The 17,297-nt window shown below is 70.2% G+C and carries 17 protein-coding genes; 9 read left to right on the top strand and 8 right to left on the bottom strand.

Going from position 1 to position 17,297, the window contains the following annotated elements; genetic code table 11:
- The first annotated feature begins 49 nt into the window (after positions 1 to 49).
- From acs to ACFXJ5_RS07635, 5 genes are all read left to right on the top strand, one after another.
- On the top strand, positions 50 to 2,005 hold the full coding sequence (gene acs, locus ACFXJ5_RS07655; RefSeq protein ID WP_384628219.1) for an acetate--CoA ligase: 1,956 nt from the start codon (positions 50 to 52) through the stop codon (positions 2,003 to 2,005).
- A gap of 292 nt (positions 2,006 to 2,297) precedes the next feature.
- The gene (nhaA, locus tag ACFXJ5_RS07650; protein ID WP_384628364.1) at positions 2,298 to 3,665 is read left to right on the top strand and encodes a Na+/H+ antiporter NhaA; all 1,368 of its coding nucleotides are present in this window, start codon (positions 2,298 to 2,300) and stop codon (positions 3,663 to 3,665) included.
- Positions 3,666 to 3,692: 27 nt separating this feature from the next.
- Positions 3,693 to 4,142, top strand: coding sequence for a phage holin family protein (locus tag ACFXJ5_RS07645; protein WP_384628217.1), 450 nt, complete (start codon positions 3,693 to 3,695; stop codon positions 4,140 to 4,142).
- Between the two features lie 13 nt (positions 4,143 to 4,155).
- Positions 4,156 to 5,088, top strand: coding sequence for an alpha/beta fold hydrolase (locus ACFXJ5_RS07640; protein WP_384628215.1), 933 nt, complete (start codon positions 4,156 to 4,158; stop codon positions 5,086 to 5,088).
- A gap of 104 nt (positions 5,089 to 5,192) precedes the next feature.
- Positions 5,193 to 5,381 (top strand): hypothetical protein, encoded by a 189-nt coding sequence (locus tag ACFXJ5_RS07635; protein ID WP_384628213.1) that lies wholly within the window; start codon positions 5,193 to 5,195, stop codon positions 5,379 to 5,381.
- A 51-nt stretch (positions 5,382 to 5,432) separates the two neighbouring features.
- Here the strand turns inward: ACFXJ5_RS07635 and ACFXJ5_RS07630 are convergent, their stop codons facing one another.
- The 3 genes from ACFXJ5_RS07630 to nth are packed head-to-tail and all read right to left on the bottom strand — an operon-like array spanning position 5,433 to position 8,153.
- Positions 5,433 to 6,632: a MarP family serine protease gene (locus ACFXJ5_RS07630; RefSeq protein WP_384628210.1), complete on the bottom strand. Its 1,200-nt coding sequence runs from the start codon at positions 6,630 to 6,632 to the stop codon at positions 5,433 to 5,435.
- Between the two features lie 22 nt (positions 6,633 to 6,654).
- Positions 6,655 to 7,344 (bottom strand): NUDIX hydrolase, encoded by a 690-nt coding sequence (locus tag ACFXJ5_RS07625; RefSeq protein WP_384628209.1) that lies wholly within the window; start codon positions 7,342 to 7,344, stop codon positions 6,655 to 6,657.
- Positions 7,341 to 8,153, bottom strand: a complete 813-nt coding sequence (gene nth / locus ACFXJ5_RS07620; protein ID WP_384628361.1) for an endonuclease III — start codon at positions 8,151 to 8,153, stop codon at positions 7,341 to 7,343. Before nth ends, ACFXJ5_RS07625 begins: the two co-directional genes overlap by 4 nt.
- A 264-nt stretch (positions 8,154 to 8,417) precedes the next feature.
- Between nth and ACFXJ5_RS07615 the strand changes: the two genes are divergently transcribed.
- Positions 8,418 to 9,092: a Crp/Fnr family transcriptional regulator gene (locus ACFXJ5_RS07615; protein WP_384628207.1), complete on the top strand. Its 675-nt coding sequence runs from the start codon at positions 8,418 to 8,420 to the stop codon at positions 9,090 to 9,092.
- 20 nt (positions 9,093 to 9,112) lie between these two features.
- On the opposite strand, the gene ACFXJ5_RS07610 is transcribed toward ACFXJ5_RS07615, so the two are convergent.
- The 4 genes from ACFXJ5_RS07610 to ACFXJ5_RS07595 all read right to left on the bottom strand — a co-directional run bounded on the left by ACFXJ5_RS07610 (position 9,113) and on the right by ACFXJ5_RS07595 (position 11,878).
- Entirely contained in the window at positions 9,113 to 9,937 is an 825-nt protein-coding gene (locus tag ACFXJ5_RS07610) for an MBL fold metallo-hydrolase (RefSeq protein ID WP_384628204.1), read from the bottom strand.
- Positions 9,934 to 10,863: an NUDIX hydrolase gene (locus ACFXJ5_RS07605; RefSeq protein WP_384628201.1), complete on the bottom strand. Its 930-nt coding sequence runs from the start codon at positions 10,861 to 10,863 to the stop codon at positions 9,934 to 9,936. Before ACFXJ5_RS07605 ends, ACFXJ5_RS07610 begins: the two co-directional genes overlap by 4 nt.
- A gap of 392 nt (positions 10,864 to 11,255) precedes the next feature.
- A complete protein-coding gene (locus ACFXJ5_RS07600) occupies positions 11,256 to 11,720 on the bottom strand; it encodes a RidA family protein (protein WP_384628198.1) in 465 nt (154 codons plus the stop codon).
- Entirely contained in the window at positions 11,717 to 11,878 is a 162-nt protein-coding gene (locus ACFXJ5_RS07595) for a DUF4177 domain-containing protein (RefSeq protein WP_127357531.1), read from the bottom strand. Before ACFXJ5_RS07595 ends, ACFXJ5_RS07600 begins: the two co-directional genes overlap by 4 nt.
- Positions 11,879 to 11,950: 72 nt before the next feature.
- On the opposite strand from ACFXJ5_RS07595, the gene ACFXJ5_RS07590 reads away from it, so the two are divergent.
- Together ACFXJ5_RS07590 and ACFXJ5_RS07585 are read left to right on the top strand one after the other, a co-directional pair.
- Positions 11,951 to 12,955, top strand: a complete 1,005-nt coding sequence (locus tag ACFXJ5_RS07590) for an ArsA-related P-loop ATPase (protein ID WP_384628195.1) — start codon at positions 11,951 to 11,953, stop codon at positions 12,953 to 12,955.
- The gene (locus ACFXJ5_RS07585) at positions 12,952 to 14,283 is read left to right on the top strand and encodes an ArsA family ATPase (protein WP_384628193.1); all 1,332 of its coding nucleotides are present in this window, start codon (positions 12,952 to 12,954) and stop codon (positions 14,281 to 14,283) included. Before ACFXJ5_RS07590 ends, ACFXJ5_RS07585 begins: the two co-directional genes overlap by 4 nt.
- On the opposite strand, the gene ACFXJ5_RS07580 is transcribed toward ACFXJ5_RS07585, so the two are convergent.
- Entirely contained in the window at positions 14,265 to 14,603 is a 339-nt protein-coding gene (locus ACFXJ5_RS07580; RefSeq protein WP_384628190.1) for a WhiB family transcriptional regulator, read from the bottom strand. The two genes, ACFXJ5_RS07585 and ACFXJ5_RS07580, sit on opposite strands and share 19 nt — an antisense overlap.
- Positions 14,604 to 14,990: 387 nt before the next feature.
- Between ACFXJ5_RS07580 and ACFXJ5_RS07575 the strand changes: the two genes are divergently transcribed.
- Positions 14,991 to 17,234, top strand: coding sequence for a transglycosylase domain-containing protein (locus tag ACFXJ5_RS07575; protein ID WP_384628188.1), 2,244 nt, complete (start codon positions 14,991 to 14,993; stop codon positions 17,232 to 17,234).
- Positions 17,235 to 17,297: the final 63 nt, after the last annotated feature.

Genomic DNA, 17,297 nt, shown 5'->3' with positions numbered 1-17,297 from the left:
CTGATGAGCTATGGCCTGGGACACACGGGAGAAGGCCGAAGGAGACATTGTGAGCAACGAGAGCCTTGCCAACCTCCTGAAGGAGGAGCGCCGGTTCGCCCCGCCCGCCGACCTGGCGGCGGCCGCCAATGTGACAGCGGACGCGTATGCGCAGGCAAAGGCGGACCGGCTCGGCTTCTGGGCGGAGCAGGCCCGGCGGCTGACCTGGGCGGTCGAGCCGACCGAGACGCTGGACTGGTCGAACCCGCCGTTCGCGAAGTGGTTCGCCGACGGCACGCTCAACGTGGCGTACAACTGCGTCGACCGGCACGTCGAGGCGGGTCTGGGCGACCGGGTCGCCATCCACTTCGAGGGCGAGCCGGGCGACCAACGCGCCATCACCTACGCCGAACTCAAGGACGAGGTCAGCCGGGCCGCCAACGCCCTCACCGAGCTGGGCGTCGAGGCCGGCGACCGGGTCGCGGTCTACCTGCCGATGATCCCCGAGGCCGTCTTCGCCATGCTGGCCTGCGCCCGCATCGGCGCCGCGCACTCCGTGGTCTTCGGCGGTTTCAGCGCGGAGGCGCTGGCCACCCGCATCGAGGACGCCGACGCCAAGGTCGTCATCACCTCCGACGGCGGCTGGCGGCGCGGCAAGCCGTCCGCCCTCAAGCCCACCGTCGACGAGGCCCTCGCCAAGACCCCCCAGGTCGAACACGTCCTGGTGGTCCGCCGCACCGGCCAGGAGGTCGCCTTCACCGAGGGCCGCGACCTGTGGTGGCACGACGCGGTGGACCGGCAGTCCGCCGAGCACACCCCGCAGGCCTTCGGGGCGGAGCAGCCGCTCTTCATCCTCTACACCTCCGGCACCACGGGTAAGCCGAAGGGCATCCTTCACACCTCCGGCGGCTACCTCACCCAGGCCTCCTACACCCACCACGCCGTCTTCGACCTCAAGCCCGAGTCGGACGTCTACTGGTGCACCGCCGACATCGGCTGGGTCACCGGCCACTCGTACATCGTCTACGGGCCGCTGGCCAACGGCGCCACGCAGGTGATCTACGAGGGCACCCCGGACACCCCGCACCAGGGCCGCTTCTGGGAGATCGTGCAGAAGTACGGCGTCTCGCTGCTCTACACCGCCCCGACGGCGATCCGTACGTTCATGAAGTGGGGCGACGACATCCCCGCCAAGTTCGACCTGTCGAGCCTGCGGGTGCTCGGGTCGGTCGGCGAACCGATCAACCCCGAGGCGTGGATCTGGTACCGCGAGCACATCGGCGGCGGCCGCTGCCCGATCGTCGACACGTGGTGGCAGACCGAGACCGGCGCGATGATGATCTCGCCGCTCCCCGGCGTCACCGCGACCAAGCCCGGTTCGGCCCAGCGGGCCCTACCCGGCATCTCGGCGACCGTCGTGGACGACGAGGCCAACGAGGTGCCCGACGGCTCCGGCGGCTACCTGGTGCTGACCGAGCCGTGGCCCTCGATGCTCCGCACCATCTGGGGCGACGACCAGCGCTACCTGGACACCTACTGGTCGCGCTTCCCGGGCCGCTACTTCGCCGGTGACGGGGCGAAGAAGGACGACGACGGCGACATCTGGCTGCTGGGCCGGGTCGACGACGTGATGCTCGTCTCCGGGCACAACATCTCGACCACGGAGGTCGAGTCGGCGCTCGTCTCCCACCCCTCGGTCGCCGAGGCCGCGGTCGTCGGCGCCAACGACGCCACCACCGGCCAGGCCATCGTGGCCTTCGTCATCCTGCGCGGCAGCGCCTCCGAGACCGACAGCCTGGTCGACGATCTGCGGGCGCACGTGAGCACCGTGCTGGGCCCGATCGCCAAGCCCAAGCGGATCCTGCCGGTGGCCGAGCTGCCGAAGACCCGCTCCGGGAAGATCATGCGGCGGCTGCTGCGGGACGTGGCCGAGAACCGCGAGCTCGGCGATGTCACGACGCTGACCGACTCGACGGTGATGGACCTCATCCAGACGAAGCTGCCGAGCGCGGCCAGCGAGGACTGAGTCGACGGGGGCACGGCGCCCCGCACGCGGCACCAGGCACCCGGCGCGAAGCACCTCGCGCCGGGTGCCTGCTATGACCGTATGGTGAAGATCGCCGGACTCCTCCGAGCGTGTGCCATATAAGCTGACCATCGCGTCAAGGACGCGGCAGTCGGACATCGGGTGCGCCGGGAAGTCTGGTCGGCAACGTCATCAGCCATGCCGTGACCCGACCGGAGGTCGACCCGTGACCGCGCCGCCGTCCCCCGAAAGCCGCGCCGGAACCCGCCGCCGTTCCGAGTTCCTGGGCCGGATGCCGCTCCCGGAGCGGAACTTCGTCGCGGACGCGCTCCGTGCGGAGACCGTGGGCGGCGTGCTGTTGCTGCTCGCGGCGGTGGCGGCCCTGGTCTGGGCGAACAGCCCGGTCAGCGGTTCGTACGAATCGACCCTCGGCTTCCACTTCGGGGTGGCGTCGCTGCATCTGGACCTGTCGGTCAGCCAATGGGCGGCGGACGGGCTGCTGACGGTCTTCTTCTTCGTGGCCGGGATCGAGCTGAAGCGCGAGCTGGTCGCCGGTGAGCTGCGCAGCCCGGCCGCGGCGGCGCTGCCGGTCGTGGCGGCGGTGTGCGGGATGGCGGTCCCGGCGCTGGTGTACGCGATCGTGTGTGCGACCGGCGGCGGGTCGTTGCAGGGCTGGGCGGTGCCGACGGCGACGGACATCGCCTTCGCGCTGGCGGTGCTGGCGGTGATCGGGACGTCGTTGCCGTCCGCGCTGCGGGCGTTTCTGCTGACGCTGGCCGTCGTGGACGACCTGTTCGCGATCCTGATCATCGCGGTGTTCTTCACGTCGTCCATCGATCTCGCGGCGCTGGGCCTGGCCGTGGTCGGGCTGGCCGTCTTCTGGGGGCTGCTGCGCAAGGAAGTGCACGGCTGGTACGTCTACGTGCCCCTGGCCCTGGTCAACTGGGCGCTGATGCACGCCAGCGGGGTGCACGCGACGATCGCCGGCGTGGCGATGGGCCTGATGTTGCGGTGCCACCGGCGCGAAGGCGAGGAGCAGTCGCCCGGCGAGCACATCGAGCATCTCGTACGCCCCCTGTCGGCGGGTCTGGCCGTGCCGCTGTTCGCCCTCTTCTCGGCCGGGGTGTCGGTGTCGGGCGGGGTGCTGGGCGATGTGTTCGGCAAGCCGGAGACGCTGGGCGTGGTGCTGGGCCTGGTGGTGGGCAAGGCCGTCGGGGTGTTCGGCGGGACGTGGCTGACGGCGCGTTTCACGAAGGCGGAGCTGAATCCGGAGCTGGCGTGGGCGGATGTGCTGGCGGTGGCGTCGCTGGCCGGCATCGGCTTCACGGTGTCGCTGCTGATCGGCGAACTGGCCTTCGCCGGGGACCCGGTGCTGACCTCGGAGGTCAAGGCGGCGGTACTGATCGGGTCGCTCATCTCGGCGATCCTGGCGGGCACGCTGCTGAAGCTGCGCAACAACCGGTACCGCCGTCTGGTCGACGAGGAGGAGCGCGACGACGACCTGGACGGCATCCCGGATGTGTACGAGCAGGACAACCCTGCCTACCACTTGCGGATGGCCGCGATCCATGAGGCGAAGGCCGCCGAGCACCGCCGTCTCGCCGAAGTGGCGCGCAGCGGGAGCGGGGACGACGACCCGTCAGGCATGATCGAGGGGTAACCACCCCCAGAACGTACGGAGGACGCGATGAGCGCAGCGGACGAGGCCGGACCCGAGGGACGGAGCCTCGGCCAACTGTTCGCATCGGCCACGGCGGAGATGTCCGCCCTGGTGCACGAGGAGATCGCCCTCGCCAAGGCGGAGATCCGGCAGGACGTGAAGCGGGCCGGCATCGGCGGCGGCGCGATCTCGGTCGCCGGCATCCTCGCGCTTTTCGCGCTGCCCGTGCTGAGCTTCGCGGCGGCGTACGGCATCAACAACCTCGGGCTCGGACTGGCCTGGTCCTTCCTGATCGTGGGCGTCGCGTATCTGCTGCTGGCCGGGCTCCTCGGGGTCTACGCGATCTCCAAGTTCAAGAAAATCAAGAAGCCGGAGCGCAGCATCGCCTCGGCCAAGGAGACGGCCGCGGTGGTCAAGGGCGTCAAACCGCATCCCCGGCCGGTCGCGTCCGGCAACACAGCCGACGTAAAGGTGTGACAGGCTCAACGCTATGACGGTGGCTGCAAACCCCTCGGGTTCCGAGGTCGTACGGATCGACGGACCATGGACCCACCGGGATGTCGCGGCGAACGGCGCCCGCTTCCACATCGCGGAGATGGGCGACGGCCCGCTGGTGCTGCTGCTGCACGGCTTCCCGCAGTTCTGGTGGACCTGGCGAGAGCAGCTGCCCGCGCTCGCCGCCGCCGGTTTCCGGGCGGTCGCGATGGACCTGCGCGGGGTGGGCGGCAGCGACCGTACGCCGCGCGGCTACGACCCGGCGAACCTCGCGCTCGACATCACCGGCGTGATCCGGTCGCTGGGAGAGCCGGATGCCGCACTGGTCGGCCATGACCTGGGCGGCTACCTGGCGTGGACGGCGGCGGTGATGCGGCCGAAGCTCGTACGGCGGCTGGCGGTGTCGTCGATGCCGCACCCGCGGCGGTGGCGGGCGGCGATGCTGGGTGACTTCAAGCAGACGGCGGCCGGGTCGTACGTGTGGGGCTTCCAGACCCCGTGGCTGCCCGAGCGGCAGCTGCTCGCGGATGACGCGGCGCTGGTCGGGCGGCTGGTCCGGGACTGGTCGGGGCCCCGGCTGCCGGAGGACGAGACGGTCGAGACGTACCGCCGGGCGATGATGATCCCGTCGACCGCGCACTGCGCGATCGAGCCGTACCGGTGGATGGTGCGGTCGCTGGCCCGTTTCGACGGCTTCCAGTTCAACCGCCGCATGAAGCGGCCGGTGCGGGTGCCGACGCTGCACCTGCACGGCTCGCTGGACCCGGCGATGCGCACCCGCTCGGCGGCGGGCAGCGGGGTGTACGTCGAAGCCCCCTACCGCTGGCGGCTCTTCGACGGGCTCGGGCACTTCCCGCACGAGGAGGACCCGGTGGCCTTCTCGACAGAGCTCATCAACTGGCTCAAGGACCCCGAACCGGACCGTTAGCCACCATTCTTCTCATATGACCATCAGCCAAATGCCGGACGCATAGGCCAATTGATGGACCCCGACGCGGTTATGGACCTTGGGGCGCGGGCACGTAGCTCGGTATGGGCTGGACGCACGACTACCGTGACGTGTCACGCAATCGCGGCTCCGCAGCGGCATCGGCCGCACGGAGCTTCCCGGGGAATTCGACCCCGGACCATACGGGTGGTTCCCGGATCGGGATCCCGCACATCCTGAGGCGCCGCGCCCGCTGGGTGAGCGCGCGGCTGCGTCACGTGCGCGGCGACTGACCGCTGCCGGGCCCAGCCCCCACGAGCCGGGCCCACCCGGCGGAACACGCCCTAGAGGGCGCAGCCCTGGCTGTCCACCTCGCCGGTGGCCTTCGCTCCGGAGCTCGCGTCCGGGGCCACCTCGTCAGCGGTGAGGGCGTAGCCGGTGCTCTTGTCGTCGAGCGACTTGGCGAAGACGACGCCGTAGACCTTGCCGTCCGGGGTGAGCAGCGGGCCGCCGGAGTTGCCCTGACGGACCGTGGTGTAGAGCGAGTAGACGTCGCGGTTCACCGTGCCCCGGCGATAGATGTCCGGGCCGGTGGCGGGGATGCGGTTACGGACCCGGGCGGCGCGGACGTCGAAGGCGCCGTTCTCCGGGAAGCCGGCCACGATCGCGTCGTCGCGGGTCTTGGCGTCCGTCGCGCTGAACTGCAGGGCGGGGGCGTTGAGCGAGGGCACGTCGAGGACGGCGATGTCGCGCTGCCAGTCGTAGAGCACGATCTTGGCGTCGTAGAGCTTGCCCTCGCCGCCGATCTGGACGGTCGGCTCGTCGACGCCGCCGACGACATGGGCGTTGGTCATGACGCGGTGGTTGGCGAAGACGAAGCCGCTGCCCTCGAGGATCTTGCCGCAGCTCGCCGCGGTGCCGACCACCTTGACGATGCTCTTCCTGGCCTGGCTCACCGCGCTGCTGGTGGTGAGCGCCTGGTCCGGGGGCGGCACATCGGTGATCGGCTCGTTGGCGAAGGGCGTGAAGACCTGCGGCAGTCCGTTCTGCGCGAGCGTGGAGCTGAAGTTCGCGAACCAGGTGTCCGCCTGCTGCGGTACGACCCTGGCGACCCCCAGCAGCACCTTGGACGAGCGCACCTCGCGGCCGAGGGTGGGCAGCGTCGTCGTGGCCAGCGCGGACCCGATCAGCCAGGCGACCAGCAGCATCGCCACGACGTTCACCACGGCGCCGCCGATCGCGTCGATCGCGCGCGCCGGTGACCAGCTGATGTGCGTACGGACCTTGTTGCCCAGATGCGTGGTGAACGCCTGCCCGACCGAAGCGCTGACGATGACCAGCACCACCGCCGCGACCACCGCCACCGTGCCGGGGGTGGCCTTGTCGGTGACCTCGCCCCAGATCACGGGCAACAGGTAGACGGCGATCAGGCCGCCACCGAGGAAGCCGACCACCGACATGACGCCGACGATGAACCCCTGGCGGTAGCCGATGACCGCGAACCACACGGCGGCGAGCAGCAGTACGACGTCCAGCACATTCACGTGGACACCGTCTCACGGAGGATCAGCCGAGTGGGACGGACTTTGTACGATCCCAACTTCGTTCCCAGCCCGCGAAGTGCAGAATTCGGTCGATCAGTCCCGCTGTAAAGCCCCACACGAGAGCGTCCGCGACCAGGAAGGCCGGCCCCTGGTAACCGCTGGGGTGCACGACGGTCGCACGGTTGGCGGGGTCCACGAGGTCCGCGACCGGCACCGTGAAGACCCGGGCGGTCTCGGCGAGGTCGACGGCACCGACCGGGCTCGGGCTGCGCCACCAGCCCAGCACCGGGGTCACCACGAAGCTGCTCACCGGGATGTAGAGCCGGGGCAGCACCGCGAAGATCTGGACGCCCGAGGGGTCGAGGCCGGTCTCCTCCTGCGCCTCCCGCAGGGCGGCCCGCAGCGGGCCCTCGTCCTCCGGGTCGCCGTCCTCCGGATCGAGCGCCCCGCCGGGGAAGGAGGGCTGCCCGGCGTGCGACCGCAGGGAGCTGGACCGCTCCATGAGCAGCAGCTCGGGGCCCGAGCCGTCGGCGCCCTCCCCGAACAGGATCAGTACGGCCGACGCCCTGCCCCCGACCGCGGGCGGCAGGAAACGGCTGAGCTGCTCCGGCAGCACGCCGGCCGCCGCGTGGGCGACCGGGTGCAGCCAGTCGGGCAGCCCGTCCGAGCTGACCGTGATGTCGCCGTTGTGGGTCTCGCTTGCTCTCGTCACTCAGCCCCCAGAGGAGGGGCGGGCTTGCCCGGGAAGTCCGGCGGCGGCTTCAGCCGCTGGCCCGGGGCCCCGCCCAGTTCGTACTTCAGCAGCTTCTTCGCCTTCTCCGGATCGGTCTCACCCTCTCCGTACGCAGGACAGAGGGCGGCGATCGGGCAGGCGCCGCAGGCGGGCTTGCGGGAGTGGCAGACCCGGCGGCCATGGAAGACCACCCGGTGGGACAGCATCGTCCACTCGCTCTTCGGGAAGAGACTCGCGACGTCCTGCTCGACCTTCTCCGGGTCCTCCGACGTGGTCCACCCGAAGCGGCGCGCCAGCCGCCCGAAGTGCGTGTCCACGGTGATCCCGGGCACCCCGAAGGCATTGCCGAGCACCACATTGGCCGTCTTGCGGCCCACACCCGGCAGCGTGACCAGGTCCTTCAGCTTCCCCGGCACCTCGCCGCCGAAGCGGTCGCGCAGCGCGGCCGACAGGCCGAGCAGCGACCTGGCCTTGGCCCGGAAGAAGCCGGTCGGCTTGATGATCTGCTCCAGCTCCTCCGGATCGGCGGCCGCCAGATCCTCGGGCGTCGGGTACTTCGCGAAGAGCGCGGGCGTCGTCTGGTTGACCCTGAGGTCGGTGGTCTGTGCGGACAGCACGGTCGCCACGAGGAGTTCGTACGGATTCTCGAAGTCCAGCTCGGGATGGGCGTACGGATACGCCTCGGCCAGCTCCCGGTTGATTCTCCGGGCCCGGCGGACCAGCCCCACCCTTGATTCGCCCTTGCGAATTCCGTTCGGTGGCGCGCTCGCCACGCTCTGTTCGCTCAGGGCTGAATCCGGCGCGGCCTTCACTCGCTTGGCCGTACCACCCTGCCGTTTCTTCTGCGCGCTCGGCGTATCAGACACCCGGCCAGCCTAAGGCCCGGGGCTGACATCCGGCACGGACCGCGAAGATCCCGCACCCAAACGGACCCCCGGGGCACAGGTCCGGCCACACATAAGACAGACTTGTGATTGATCGCACTGTTTTGCTGTACGGCATGATGGTCCGGGCAGTAGCAAGGTCCGGCATGGCCGACAAGGAGAGAGCACGTGGACGACGTTCTGCGGCGCGCACCGCTATTCGCGGCGCTCGACGATGAGCAGGCCGCTGAACTGCGCGCCTCCATGACGGAGGTCACGCTCGCGCGTGGCGACTCGCTGTTCCACGAGGGTGACCCCGGGGACCGGCTGTACGTCGTCACCGAGGGCAAGGTGAAGCTGCACCGCACCTCACCCGACGGCCGCGAGAACATGCTCGCCGTCATCGGCCCGGGCGAGCTGATCGGTGAGCTCTCGCTCTTCGACCCCGGCCCCCGCACCGCCACCGCCACCGCCCTGACCGAGGTCAAGCTCCTCGCCCTCGGCCACGGCGACCTCCAGCCCTGGCTCAACGCCCGGCCCGAGGTCGCCACCGCCCTGTTGCGCGCCGTCGCGCGCCGGCTCCGGCGAACCAACGACGTGATGTCGGACCTGGTCTTCTCCGATGTTCCGGGCCGCGTCGCCAAGGCGCTCCTGGACCTGTCGCGCCGCTTCGGCGTGCAGTCCGAAGAGGGCATCCACGTCGTCCACGACCTCACCCAGGAGGAGCTGGCCCAGCTGGTCGGCGCGTCCCGGGAGACCGTCAACAAGGCACTGGCCGACTTCGCCGGCCGTGGCTGGCTGCGGCTCGAGGCGCGGGCGGTCATCCTGCTCGACGTCGAGCGGCTGGCGAAGCGCTCGCGCTGAGCGCCCCCAGGTGGCGGTCCTCAGATGAGGCCGTGCTCCCGTAGGTAGTCCATCTGTGCCCGCACCGAGAGTTCGGCTGCGGGCCACAGGGCTTTGTCCACGTCCGCGTACACATGGGCGACGACATCGCCCGAGGTGACGTACCCCGCCTCCACGGCCGTCTCCACCTGCGCGAGGCGGTTCGCGCGGTGGGCGAGGTAGAACTCCACGGCGCCGCGCGCGTCCGTCAGCACGGGCCCGTGGCCGGGCAGGACGGTGTCGACGCCGGCCTCCATCGTGAGGTGCTGGAGGCGTCGCAGGGAGTCCAGGTAGTCGCCGAGCCGGCCGTCGGGGTGCGCCACGAGCGTCGTACCGCGACCCAGGACCGTGTCGCCGGTGAGGACGGCGTCGTCGGCGGTCAGATGGAAGGACAGGGAGTCCGCGGTGTGGCCCGGCGTCGGGACGACCCGCAGCTCCAGGCCGCCCGTCGTGATCACGTCACCGGCCTCCAGCCCCTCCCCGCCGAGGCGGAGGGCGGGATCCAGGGCCCGTACGGACGTGCGCGTCAGCTCGGCGAAACGTGCCGCGCCCTCGGCGTGGTCGGGGTGGCCGTGGGTGAGCAGGGTGAGGGCGATCCGCTTGCCGAGGGAGCGGGCAGTGCTCACGACGTGCTCGAGGTGTGCCTCGTCGGCCGGGCCCGGGTCGATGACGACGGCCAGGTCGGAGTCCGGCTCGCTCACGATCCAGGTGTTGGTGCCGTCGAGGGTCATCGGCGACGGGTTCGGCGCGAGCACGCAGAAGGCGCGCGCGGTCGCCTGCCCCCCGACGGTCGGGCGGGGGTCGCCGGGCAGGATGGCCGCGGTCATTCGACAGCTCCGGTTCCAGTGGTTCCAGTGTCTTTGGGGGCTTTAGGGGCTTTGGGGGCTCTGGGGGCGATTCGCTTCGTGAATTCCGTGTGCCCCGGCCAGCTCAGCACGATGTCGCCGCCTTCCAGCGTTGCCTGCGCCAGTACGGGGCTCAGGTCGCGGCCCGCAGCCCCGGCCAGGGCCTCGGCGGCGGTCGCGTACGGCGTGAGGTCCCGCAGCGTCGCGATGGTCGGCGGCAACATCGTCAGTTCGCCCCGGTCGTACGCCGCCGCGGCTTCGGCCGGCCGCAGCCACTCCGTGTGGTCGGCCTCGCCGGACACGTCGCGGGTGCGCTGGCCGGCGGGCAGCAGCGTCACGAAGAACCAGGTGTCGTAGCGGCGCTCCTCGAACTCCGGGGTGATCCACCGCGCCCACGGCCCGAGCAGATCCGACCGCAGCACGAGTTCGCGCCGGGCCAGGAAGTCGGCGAACGCCAGCTCCCGGGTGACCAGGGCCCGGCGGTCCGCCTCCCAGTCCTCGGCGGTCGTGTCCGCCACGACGCTGCCGCCGTCCGGCCCCGCCAGCAGCACCCCGGACTCCTCGAACGTCTCCCGCACCGCCGCACACACCACCGCCTGCGCCGACACCGCGTCCACGCCCAGCCGTTCCGCCCACACGTCCAGGCCCGGGCCCGCCCAGCCGACCGGCCGCTCGTCCCGCGGGTCGACCCCGCCGCCGGGGTAGGCGTACGCGCCCGCCGCGAAGGCCATCGACGTGCTCCGGCGCAGCATGTGCACGGCCGGGCCGCCGCCTCCCGTCCCGGTGTCGCGCAGCAACATCACCGTCGCCGCCCGCCGTGGCACGACTGGCTCCAGCCGGCCCTCCGCCAGCGCCCTGATCCGCTCCGGCCAGCTCGCCGGGAACCACTGGCCGTTCGTGGTGGTCATGGGGCGGATGCTATGCGCTTCCGCGGGGATGTTCGATAGGGCCCCTCTTTGACGCCGCCGCGCCCTTGCCGGGTGGGTGGGTTGCGCGGTCGGGTGGCGGCTGCGGGCCTGGGCGGGGTGGCTTTCCCCCACCCCGCCCCTTCCCGAAACCAGGGGCGCTGCCCCTGGACCCCGGACGCGTGCAGTGTCGGCCGCGGGTCCGTGGCCGGGTTGTGCCAGCCCTCCCCCAAAGCTTCCTTTGGGAGGTGCCCCCACCCCCAGCCTTCGGCCGGGGGGACCCCCACCTCGCTTCGCTCGCCCTCTGGCGGACGGCCTACCCACAACCCGGGTGAGCCAGCTTCAGCCCGTCCGGGGTTTGGGGTGGGGGATGAAACGCCGGCGGTGGGGCGGGGCTAGTCCTGGACTTCTACCTGGAGCTCGATTTCGACGGGGGCGTCGAGGGGGAGGACGGCGACGCCGACCGCGCTGCGGGCGTGGATGCCGGCTTCGCCGAGGACTTCGCCGAGGAGCTCGCTCGCGCCGTTGACGACGCCGGGCTGGCCGGTGAAGTCGGGGGCGGAGGCGACGAAGCCGGTGACCTTGACGACGCGCTTGAGGCGGTCGAGGTCGCCGATGACGGACTTGACGGCGGCGAGGCCGTTGAGGGCGGCGGTGCGGGCCAGTTCCTTGGCTTCTTCGGCCGTGACTTCCGCGCCGACCTTGCCGGTGAGCGGGAGCTTGCCGTCAACGAGAGGAAGCTGGCCGGCCGTGAAGACGTAGGAGCCCGACCGGACGGCGGGAACGTAGGCGGCGAGCGGTGCCGCGACCCCGGGGAGGGTCAGCCCGAGTTCGGCGAGACGGGCCTCGGCCGCGCTCATGCCTGCTTCTCGCGCTTGAAGTAGGCGACGAGTTGCTCGGGGTTGTTGGGCCCCGGCACGACCTGGACGAGCTCCCAGCCGTCCTCGCCCCAGGTGTCCAGAATCTGCTTCGTCGCGTGCACAAGCAGCGGCACGGTCGCGTATTCCCACTTAGCCATGACAGGGACTGTAATGCCTGACCCTGGTGCCCTCACGCGTAGCCCGCCGCCCGACTGGTTAGGCTCGCATATGTGAGCCCTCAACAGTCGAACGCCACCAGGCTCCACATCGTGACGGGCAAGGGCGGCACGGGAAAGACCACGGTCGCCGCGGCGCTCGCGCTCGCCCTGGCCGCCGAGGGGAGAAGGATTCTCCTGGTCGAGGTCGAAGGGCGGCAGGGCATTGCCCAGCTCTTCGAGACCGACGCGCTGCCGTACGTGGAGCGGAAGATCGCCGTCTCCCCGGGCGGCGGTGAAGTGCACGCGCTCGCCATCGACCCCGAACAGGCGCTGCTGGACTACCTGGACATGTTCTACAAGCTCGGCCGGGCCGGCCGGGCGCTCAAGAAGCTGGGCGCGATCGACTTCGCGACGACCATCGCGCCGGGTCTGCGCGACGTGCTGCTGACCGGCAAGGCGTGCGAGGCCGTCCGCCGTAAGGACAAGGCGGGCTGGCGGACGTACGACGCCGTGGTGATGGACGCGCCGCCCACCGGCCGGATCACCCGCTTCCTCAACGTCAACGACGAGGTGGCCGGCCTGGCTCGGATCGGGCCGATATTCAATCAGGCGCAGGCCGTGATGCGGGTGATGAAGTCCCAGCAGACGGCGGTGCACCTGGTGACGCTGCTGGAGGAGATGCCAGTCCAGGAGACCGTGGACGGCGTCGCCGAACTACGCGCGGCCGGGCTGCCGGTCGGTGGTGTGGTGATCAACATGGTGCGGCCGGTCGTCCTGGACTCCGAGGCCGTGTGCGCGGCCGCCAACGGGCAGCGTACGGCCGTCGCCAAGGCCCTCTCGCAGGCCGGCCTCGGCGGCGCCCGCCGTGGTGGCCACGCGGAGCGCCTGGTGGACCCGCTGCTGGCGGAGGCGCACGAGCACGCCGAGCGGGTCGCCCTGGAACGGCGGGAGCGCGCCGAGCTGGAAGAGCTGGGACTGCCGACGTACGAGCTGGATCTGCTGGGCGACGGCGTCGACCTCGGTGGGCTCTACCGATTGGCTGAAAATCTACGGAAGCAGGGGCTGGGAGTCGCATGAGCCTGGAGAGTCCGGTATTGGCGATCGACCCCCTGCTCGACGACCCGCGCACCCGCATCCTGGTCTGTTGCGGCTCCGGCGGCGTCGGCAAGACGACCACGGCGGCCGCCCTGGGCGTACGGGCCGCCGAGCGCGGGCGGAAAGCGGTCGTCCTGACCATCGACCCGGCGCGGCGGCTGGCCCAGTCCATGGGGCTGACCGAGCTGGACAACACCCCGCGCAAGGTGAACGGCGTCGACGAGTCGGCGGGCGGCGAACTGCACGCGATGATGCTCGACATGAAGCGGACCTTCGACGAGGTCGTGATGCAGCACAGCGATCCGGAACGGGCCCGGGCGATCCTGGAGAACCCCTTCTACCAGTCGCTTTCGGCGGGCTTCGCGGGCACGCAGGAGTACATGGCCATGGAGAAGCTGGGCCAGCTCCGCGCACTCGACGCCTGGGACCTGATCATCGTGGACACCCCGCCGAGCCGGTCCGCGCTGGACTTCCTGGACGCGCCCAAGCGACTGGGGTCCTTCCTGGACGGGCGGTTCATCCGGCTGCTGATGGCGCCGGCGAAGGTCGGTGGCCGGGCCGGGGTGAAGTTCCTGAACATGGGGATGTCGATGATGACCGGCACCCTGAACAAGGTCGTGGGCGGGCAGCTGCTGCGCGACGTACAGACCTTCGTGGCGGCGATGGACTCGATGTTCGGCGGCTTCCGCAAGCGGGCGGACGCCACGTACAAGCTGCTCCAGGCCAACGGCACCGCCTTCCTGGTGGTGGCGGCGCCGGAGCGGGACGCGCTGCGCGAGGCCTCGTACTTCGTGGAGCGGCTGGCGGCGGAGGACATGCCGCTGGCGGGCCTGGTGCTCAACCGGGTGCACGGGAGCGGGGCGGAGCGGCTGACGGCGGAGCGCGCGCTGGCCGCCGCCGAGGCGCTGGAGGAGGACGACGAGGGCTCGGAAGAGGGCTCGGAGGAGTCGCCAACTCCCCTCCCCAGCGGGGAGTTCGACGAATCCGCAGAAAATCTTCAAAAGGTCGGCATTGTGGATCAGCCGGACGGGAAGGTTGGACTTCGTACCAACTCTCCCGAGTCAGAGTCCAAAGAGACCAACACGCACGACGCCCACGACGCGCACCGCCTCGCCGCCGGACTGCTGCGGCTGCACGCGGAGCGCATGCAGCTGGTCGCGCGCGAGCGCCGCACCCGCGACCGGTTCGTCTCGGTGCACCCCGAGGTGCCCATGGTGGACGTGGCCGCACTGCCCGGTGACGTACACGACCTGGCGGGCCTGCGCGAGATCGGCGAGCGTCTCGCACAGGGTCAGCCGACCGCCGCGTAGTCGCCGTACTCGTCGTCGTCCAGCGGCAGCACGCCTGTGCTGCGCTCGTACTCGGTACGCGCTGTCTCCAGGAGCGCGCGCCACGAGGTGACCGTTGGGCGCCGACGCAGCAGCGCCCTGCGCTCTCGTTCTGTCATGCCGCCCCACACGCCGAACTCGACGCGGTTGTCGAGGGCGTCCGCCAGGCACTCGGTCCGCACCGGGCAGCCGGTGCACACCGCCTTGGCCCTGTTCTGGGCCGCTCCCTGGACGAAAAGCTCGTCCGGATCCGTCGTACGACACGCGGCTAGCGTGCTCCAGTCGGTTACCCAGCTGCTCATGCTGGCGCCGTCCTCTCCCGAATCGAGGCTCCCCCACGGCGGCGAGCGGCATATTCACCGCCGCCAGTTGAGGACGTTACGGAAGGTGGGCACGGCGCAACAGCCCTTTCAGGCCCAATCTTGAATGGCCCGAACGGACTATGGGTACGCGGCAGATCACCCGCGGGAGTGAGCTGGCGACATATCCGACCTAGGCGTCAAAGTCGGATATTTCGAGCGTTCCAGCGCCCGAGACCTATGGCATATGACAGGAATTCGGACACTTCTCATCACCCACAAGAGTGACGGGGGTGGACAGACGCACGCTGCGGGTCGCGCCTGCTCTTGTTACAGGATAGGCGAACAGGTGGCCGCACGTCCTAAGAATCGCAACGTACGATGCCCTGCATGGGTCAGAAGCGATCGGGCGGGGGGCTCTCCACAGCCCAGCAGGCCGCCAAGTTCCTCGGAGTCAGCGTCCTGGCGGGCGTCGTGCTGGCGGGTATAGCGCTGCCCGCCGCCGGCGCACTCGGGCTTTCCGCGAAGGGCACGGCGTCCGAGTTCGACTCGCTGCCGGGCGAACTGAAGCGTCCACCGTTGAGTCAGCGCACCCAGATCCTCGACGCGAACGGCGGTCTGATCGCCACCGTCTACTCGCGGGACCGCCAGGTCGTGTCACTCAAGAACGTCAACAAGACCATGCAGCAGGCGATCGTCGCCATCGAGGACTCGCGCTTCTACCAACACGGCGCGATCGACGTCAAGGGCATCCTCCGCGCCCTCAACAAGAACGCCCAGGACGGCGGCGTCGCCCAGGGCGCGTCCACCCTGACCCAGCAGTACGTGAAGAACGTCTTCATCGAGGAGGCGGGCGACGACCCGACCAAGGTCGCCCAGGCCACCCAGCAGACGCTCGGCCGCAAGATCAAGGAAATGAAGTACGCCATCAAGCTCGAGCAGGAGCTCGGCAAGGACAAGATCCTTGAGAACTACCTCAACATCACCTTCTTCGGCGAGCAGGCGTACGGCGTCGAGGCCGCCGCCAAGCGCTACTTCAGCACCAGCGCCAAGAACCTCACGCTGCCCCAGTCCGCGCTGCTGGCCGGCCTCGTCCAGTCGCCGAGCACGTACGACCCGATCAACGACCCGGTGACGGCCAAGAAGCGGCGCGACACCGTGCTGCAGCGGATGGCCGACGTGAAGGACATCACGCAGGCGCAGGCTGACGCCGCGAAGAAGACATCGCTCGGCCTGAAGGTCAGCAAGCCCAAGAGCGGCTGCATCACCGCCGTCAACGGCGCGGGCTTCTTCTGCGACTACGTACGCGAGGTCTTCCTCAACGACAAGACCTTCGGGACGACCCGGGCCGCCCGCGTCCAGCGCTGGGACCACGGTGGCCTCACCATCAAGACCACCCTGGACCCCAAGGCCCAGGCCTCCGTCCAGTCGTCGATCAGTAACCACGTCTACGCGAGCGACGAGGTCGCCACCGCCGTCACCCTCGTCCAGCCCGGCACCGGCAAGATCCTCGCCATGGGCCAGTCCCGCCCGTACGGCCTCGGCAAGAACCAGACCACGATCAACTACTCGGTCAACCGCAACCGCGGCGGCGGCGCCGGCTACCAGCCCGGCTCCACCTTCAAGGCGATCACCGCGGCCGCCGCCATCGAGCAGGGCACCAGCGCCTCGCAGGTCTACCCGGCGCCGTACAAGATGGCGTACCCGAGCCCGGTCTCCACCTGCAGCGGGAGCTGGACGAACAACGAGGGCGCCACCGTCCAGAACGAGAGCACCACGGAAAAGGGCCCGATGGGGATGAAGGAGGCGACCGCGAAGTCGGTCAACACCTACTACGTCCAGCTCATCAGTGACATCGGCGTCTGCTCGGTCACCAAGATGGCCACCTCCATGGGCATCCAGCGGGCCGATGGCAAGAAGCTCGACCAGGTCCCGTCGATAACCCTGGGCACCCAGGAGGTCACCCCGCTGACCATGGCGAACGCCTACGCCACCTTCGCCAACGGCGGCGTCTACTGCTCACCCACCGCCATCGAGTCGATCACGGACACCACCGGCAAGCAGCTGGCCGTCCCGAAGACCTCGTGCGAGCGGGCGATGTCCACGACGACCGCCTCCACGCTCAACACCCTCCTCAAGGGCGTGGTCGAGGACGGCACCGGCAAGCAGGCCGGCCTCAAGGACCGCGACAGCGCGGGCAAGACCGGTACGACCGACTCCCGCTACGCGGCCTGGTTCGTCGGCTACACCTCCAACATGGCCGGCGCGGTCTGGGTCGGCGACCCGAACCACCAGCGCAAGATGATCAACATCACCATCGGCGGCCAGTACCACTCCAAGGTCTACGGCGCCGACACCCCGGGCCCGATCTGGAAGGACGCGATGACCGGCGCCCTGTCCGGTACGTCCTCCGCCAACCTGCCGACGGTGGCCATCCAGGACACCTCGAAGGACAACAACGGGAACAGCAACGGCGGCACGTCGACGGGCACCACCGGAACCACCACCAGCACCGGCAGCACCAACAGCACCGGGCTGCTCGGCGGCATCTTCAACACCACGGGCAGTTCGAGCAGTACCGGGTCCACGAGCAACGGCCGCAGCGGGGGCAACGGAAGCGGGAACGGCGGCTAGGTGCCGCCCTCCTTCTGACCGCATGCGTAAGGGGCGCTCCCTTCTCAGGGGCGCCCCTTACGC

This window comes from Streptomyces sp. NPDC059373 (genome assembly GCF_042751495.1).
Classification (GTDB): domain Bacteria; phylum Actinomycetota; class Actinomycetes; order Streptomycetales; family Streptomycetaceae; genus Actinacidiphila.
This window is presented reverse-complemented; position numbering and strand designations above follow the sequence as displayed.

Coding starts and splice junctions, on each gene's coding strand:
- nhaA (WP_384628364.1), top strand. CDS start 2,298: ATGCCGCTCCCGGAGCGGAACTTCGTCGCGGACGCGCTCCGTGCGGAG.
- ACFXJ5_RS07645 (WP_384628217.1), top strand. CDS start 3,693: ATGAGCGCAGCGGACGAGGCCGGACCCGAGGGACGGAGCCTCGGCCAA.
- ACFXJ5_RS07640 (WP_384628215.1), top strand. CDS start 4,156: ATGACGGTGGCTGCAAACCCCTCGGGTTCCGAGGTCGTACGGATCGAC.
- ACFXJ5_RS07635 (WP_384628213.1), top strand. CDS start 5,193: ATGGGCTGGACGCACGACTACCGTGACGTGTCACGCAATCGCGGCTCC.
- ACFXJ5_RS07610 (WP_384628204.1), bottom strand. CDS start 9,937: ATGACCGCGGCCATCCTGCCCGGCGACCCCCGCCCGACCGTCGGGGGG.
- ACFXJ5_RS07605 (WP_384628201.1), bottom strand. CDS start 10,863: ATGACCACCACGAACGGCCAGTGGTTCCCGGCGAGCTGGCCGGAGCGG.
- ACFXJ5_RS07600 (WP_384628198.1), bottom strand. CDS start 11,720: ATGAGCGCGGCCGAGGCCCGTCTCGCCGAACTCGGGCTGACCCTCCCC.
- ACFXJ5_RS07595 (WP_127357531.1), bottom strand. CDS start 11,878: ATGGCTAAGTGGGAATACGCGACCGTGCCGCTGCTTGTGCACGCGACG.
- ACFXJ5_RS07585 (WP_384628193.1), top strand. CDS start 12,952: ATGAGCCTGGAGAGTCCGGTATTGGCGATCGACCCCCTGCTCGACGAC.
- ACFXJ5_RS07580 (WP_384628190.1), bottom strand. CDS start 14,603: ATGAGCAGCTGGGTAACCGACTGGAGCACGCTAGCCGCGTGTCGTACG.
- ACFXJ5_RS07575 (WP_384628188.1), top strand. CDS start 14,991: ATGGGTCAGAAGCGATCGGGCGGGGGGCTCTCCACAGCCCAGCAGGCC.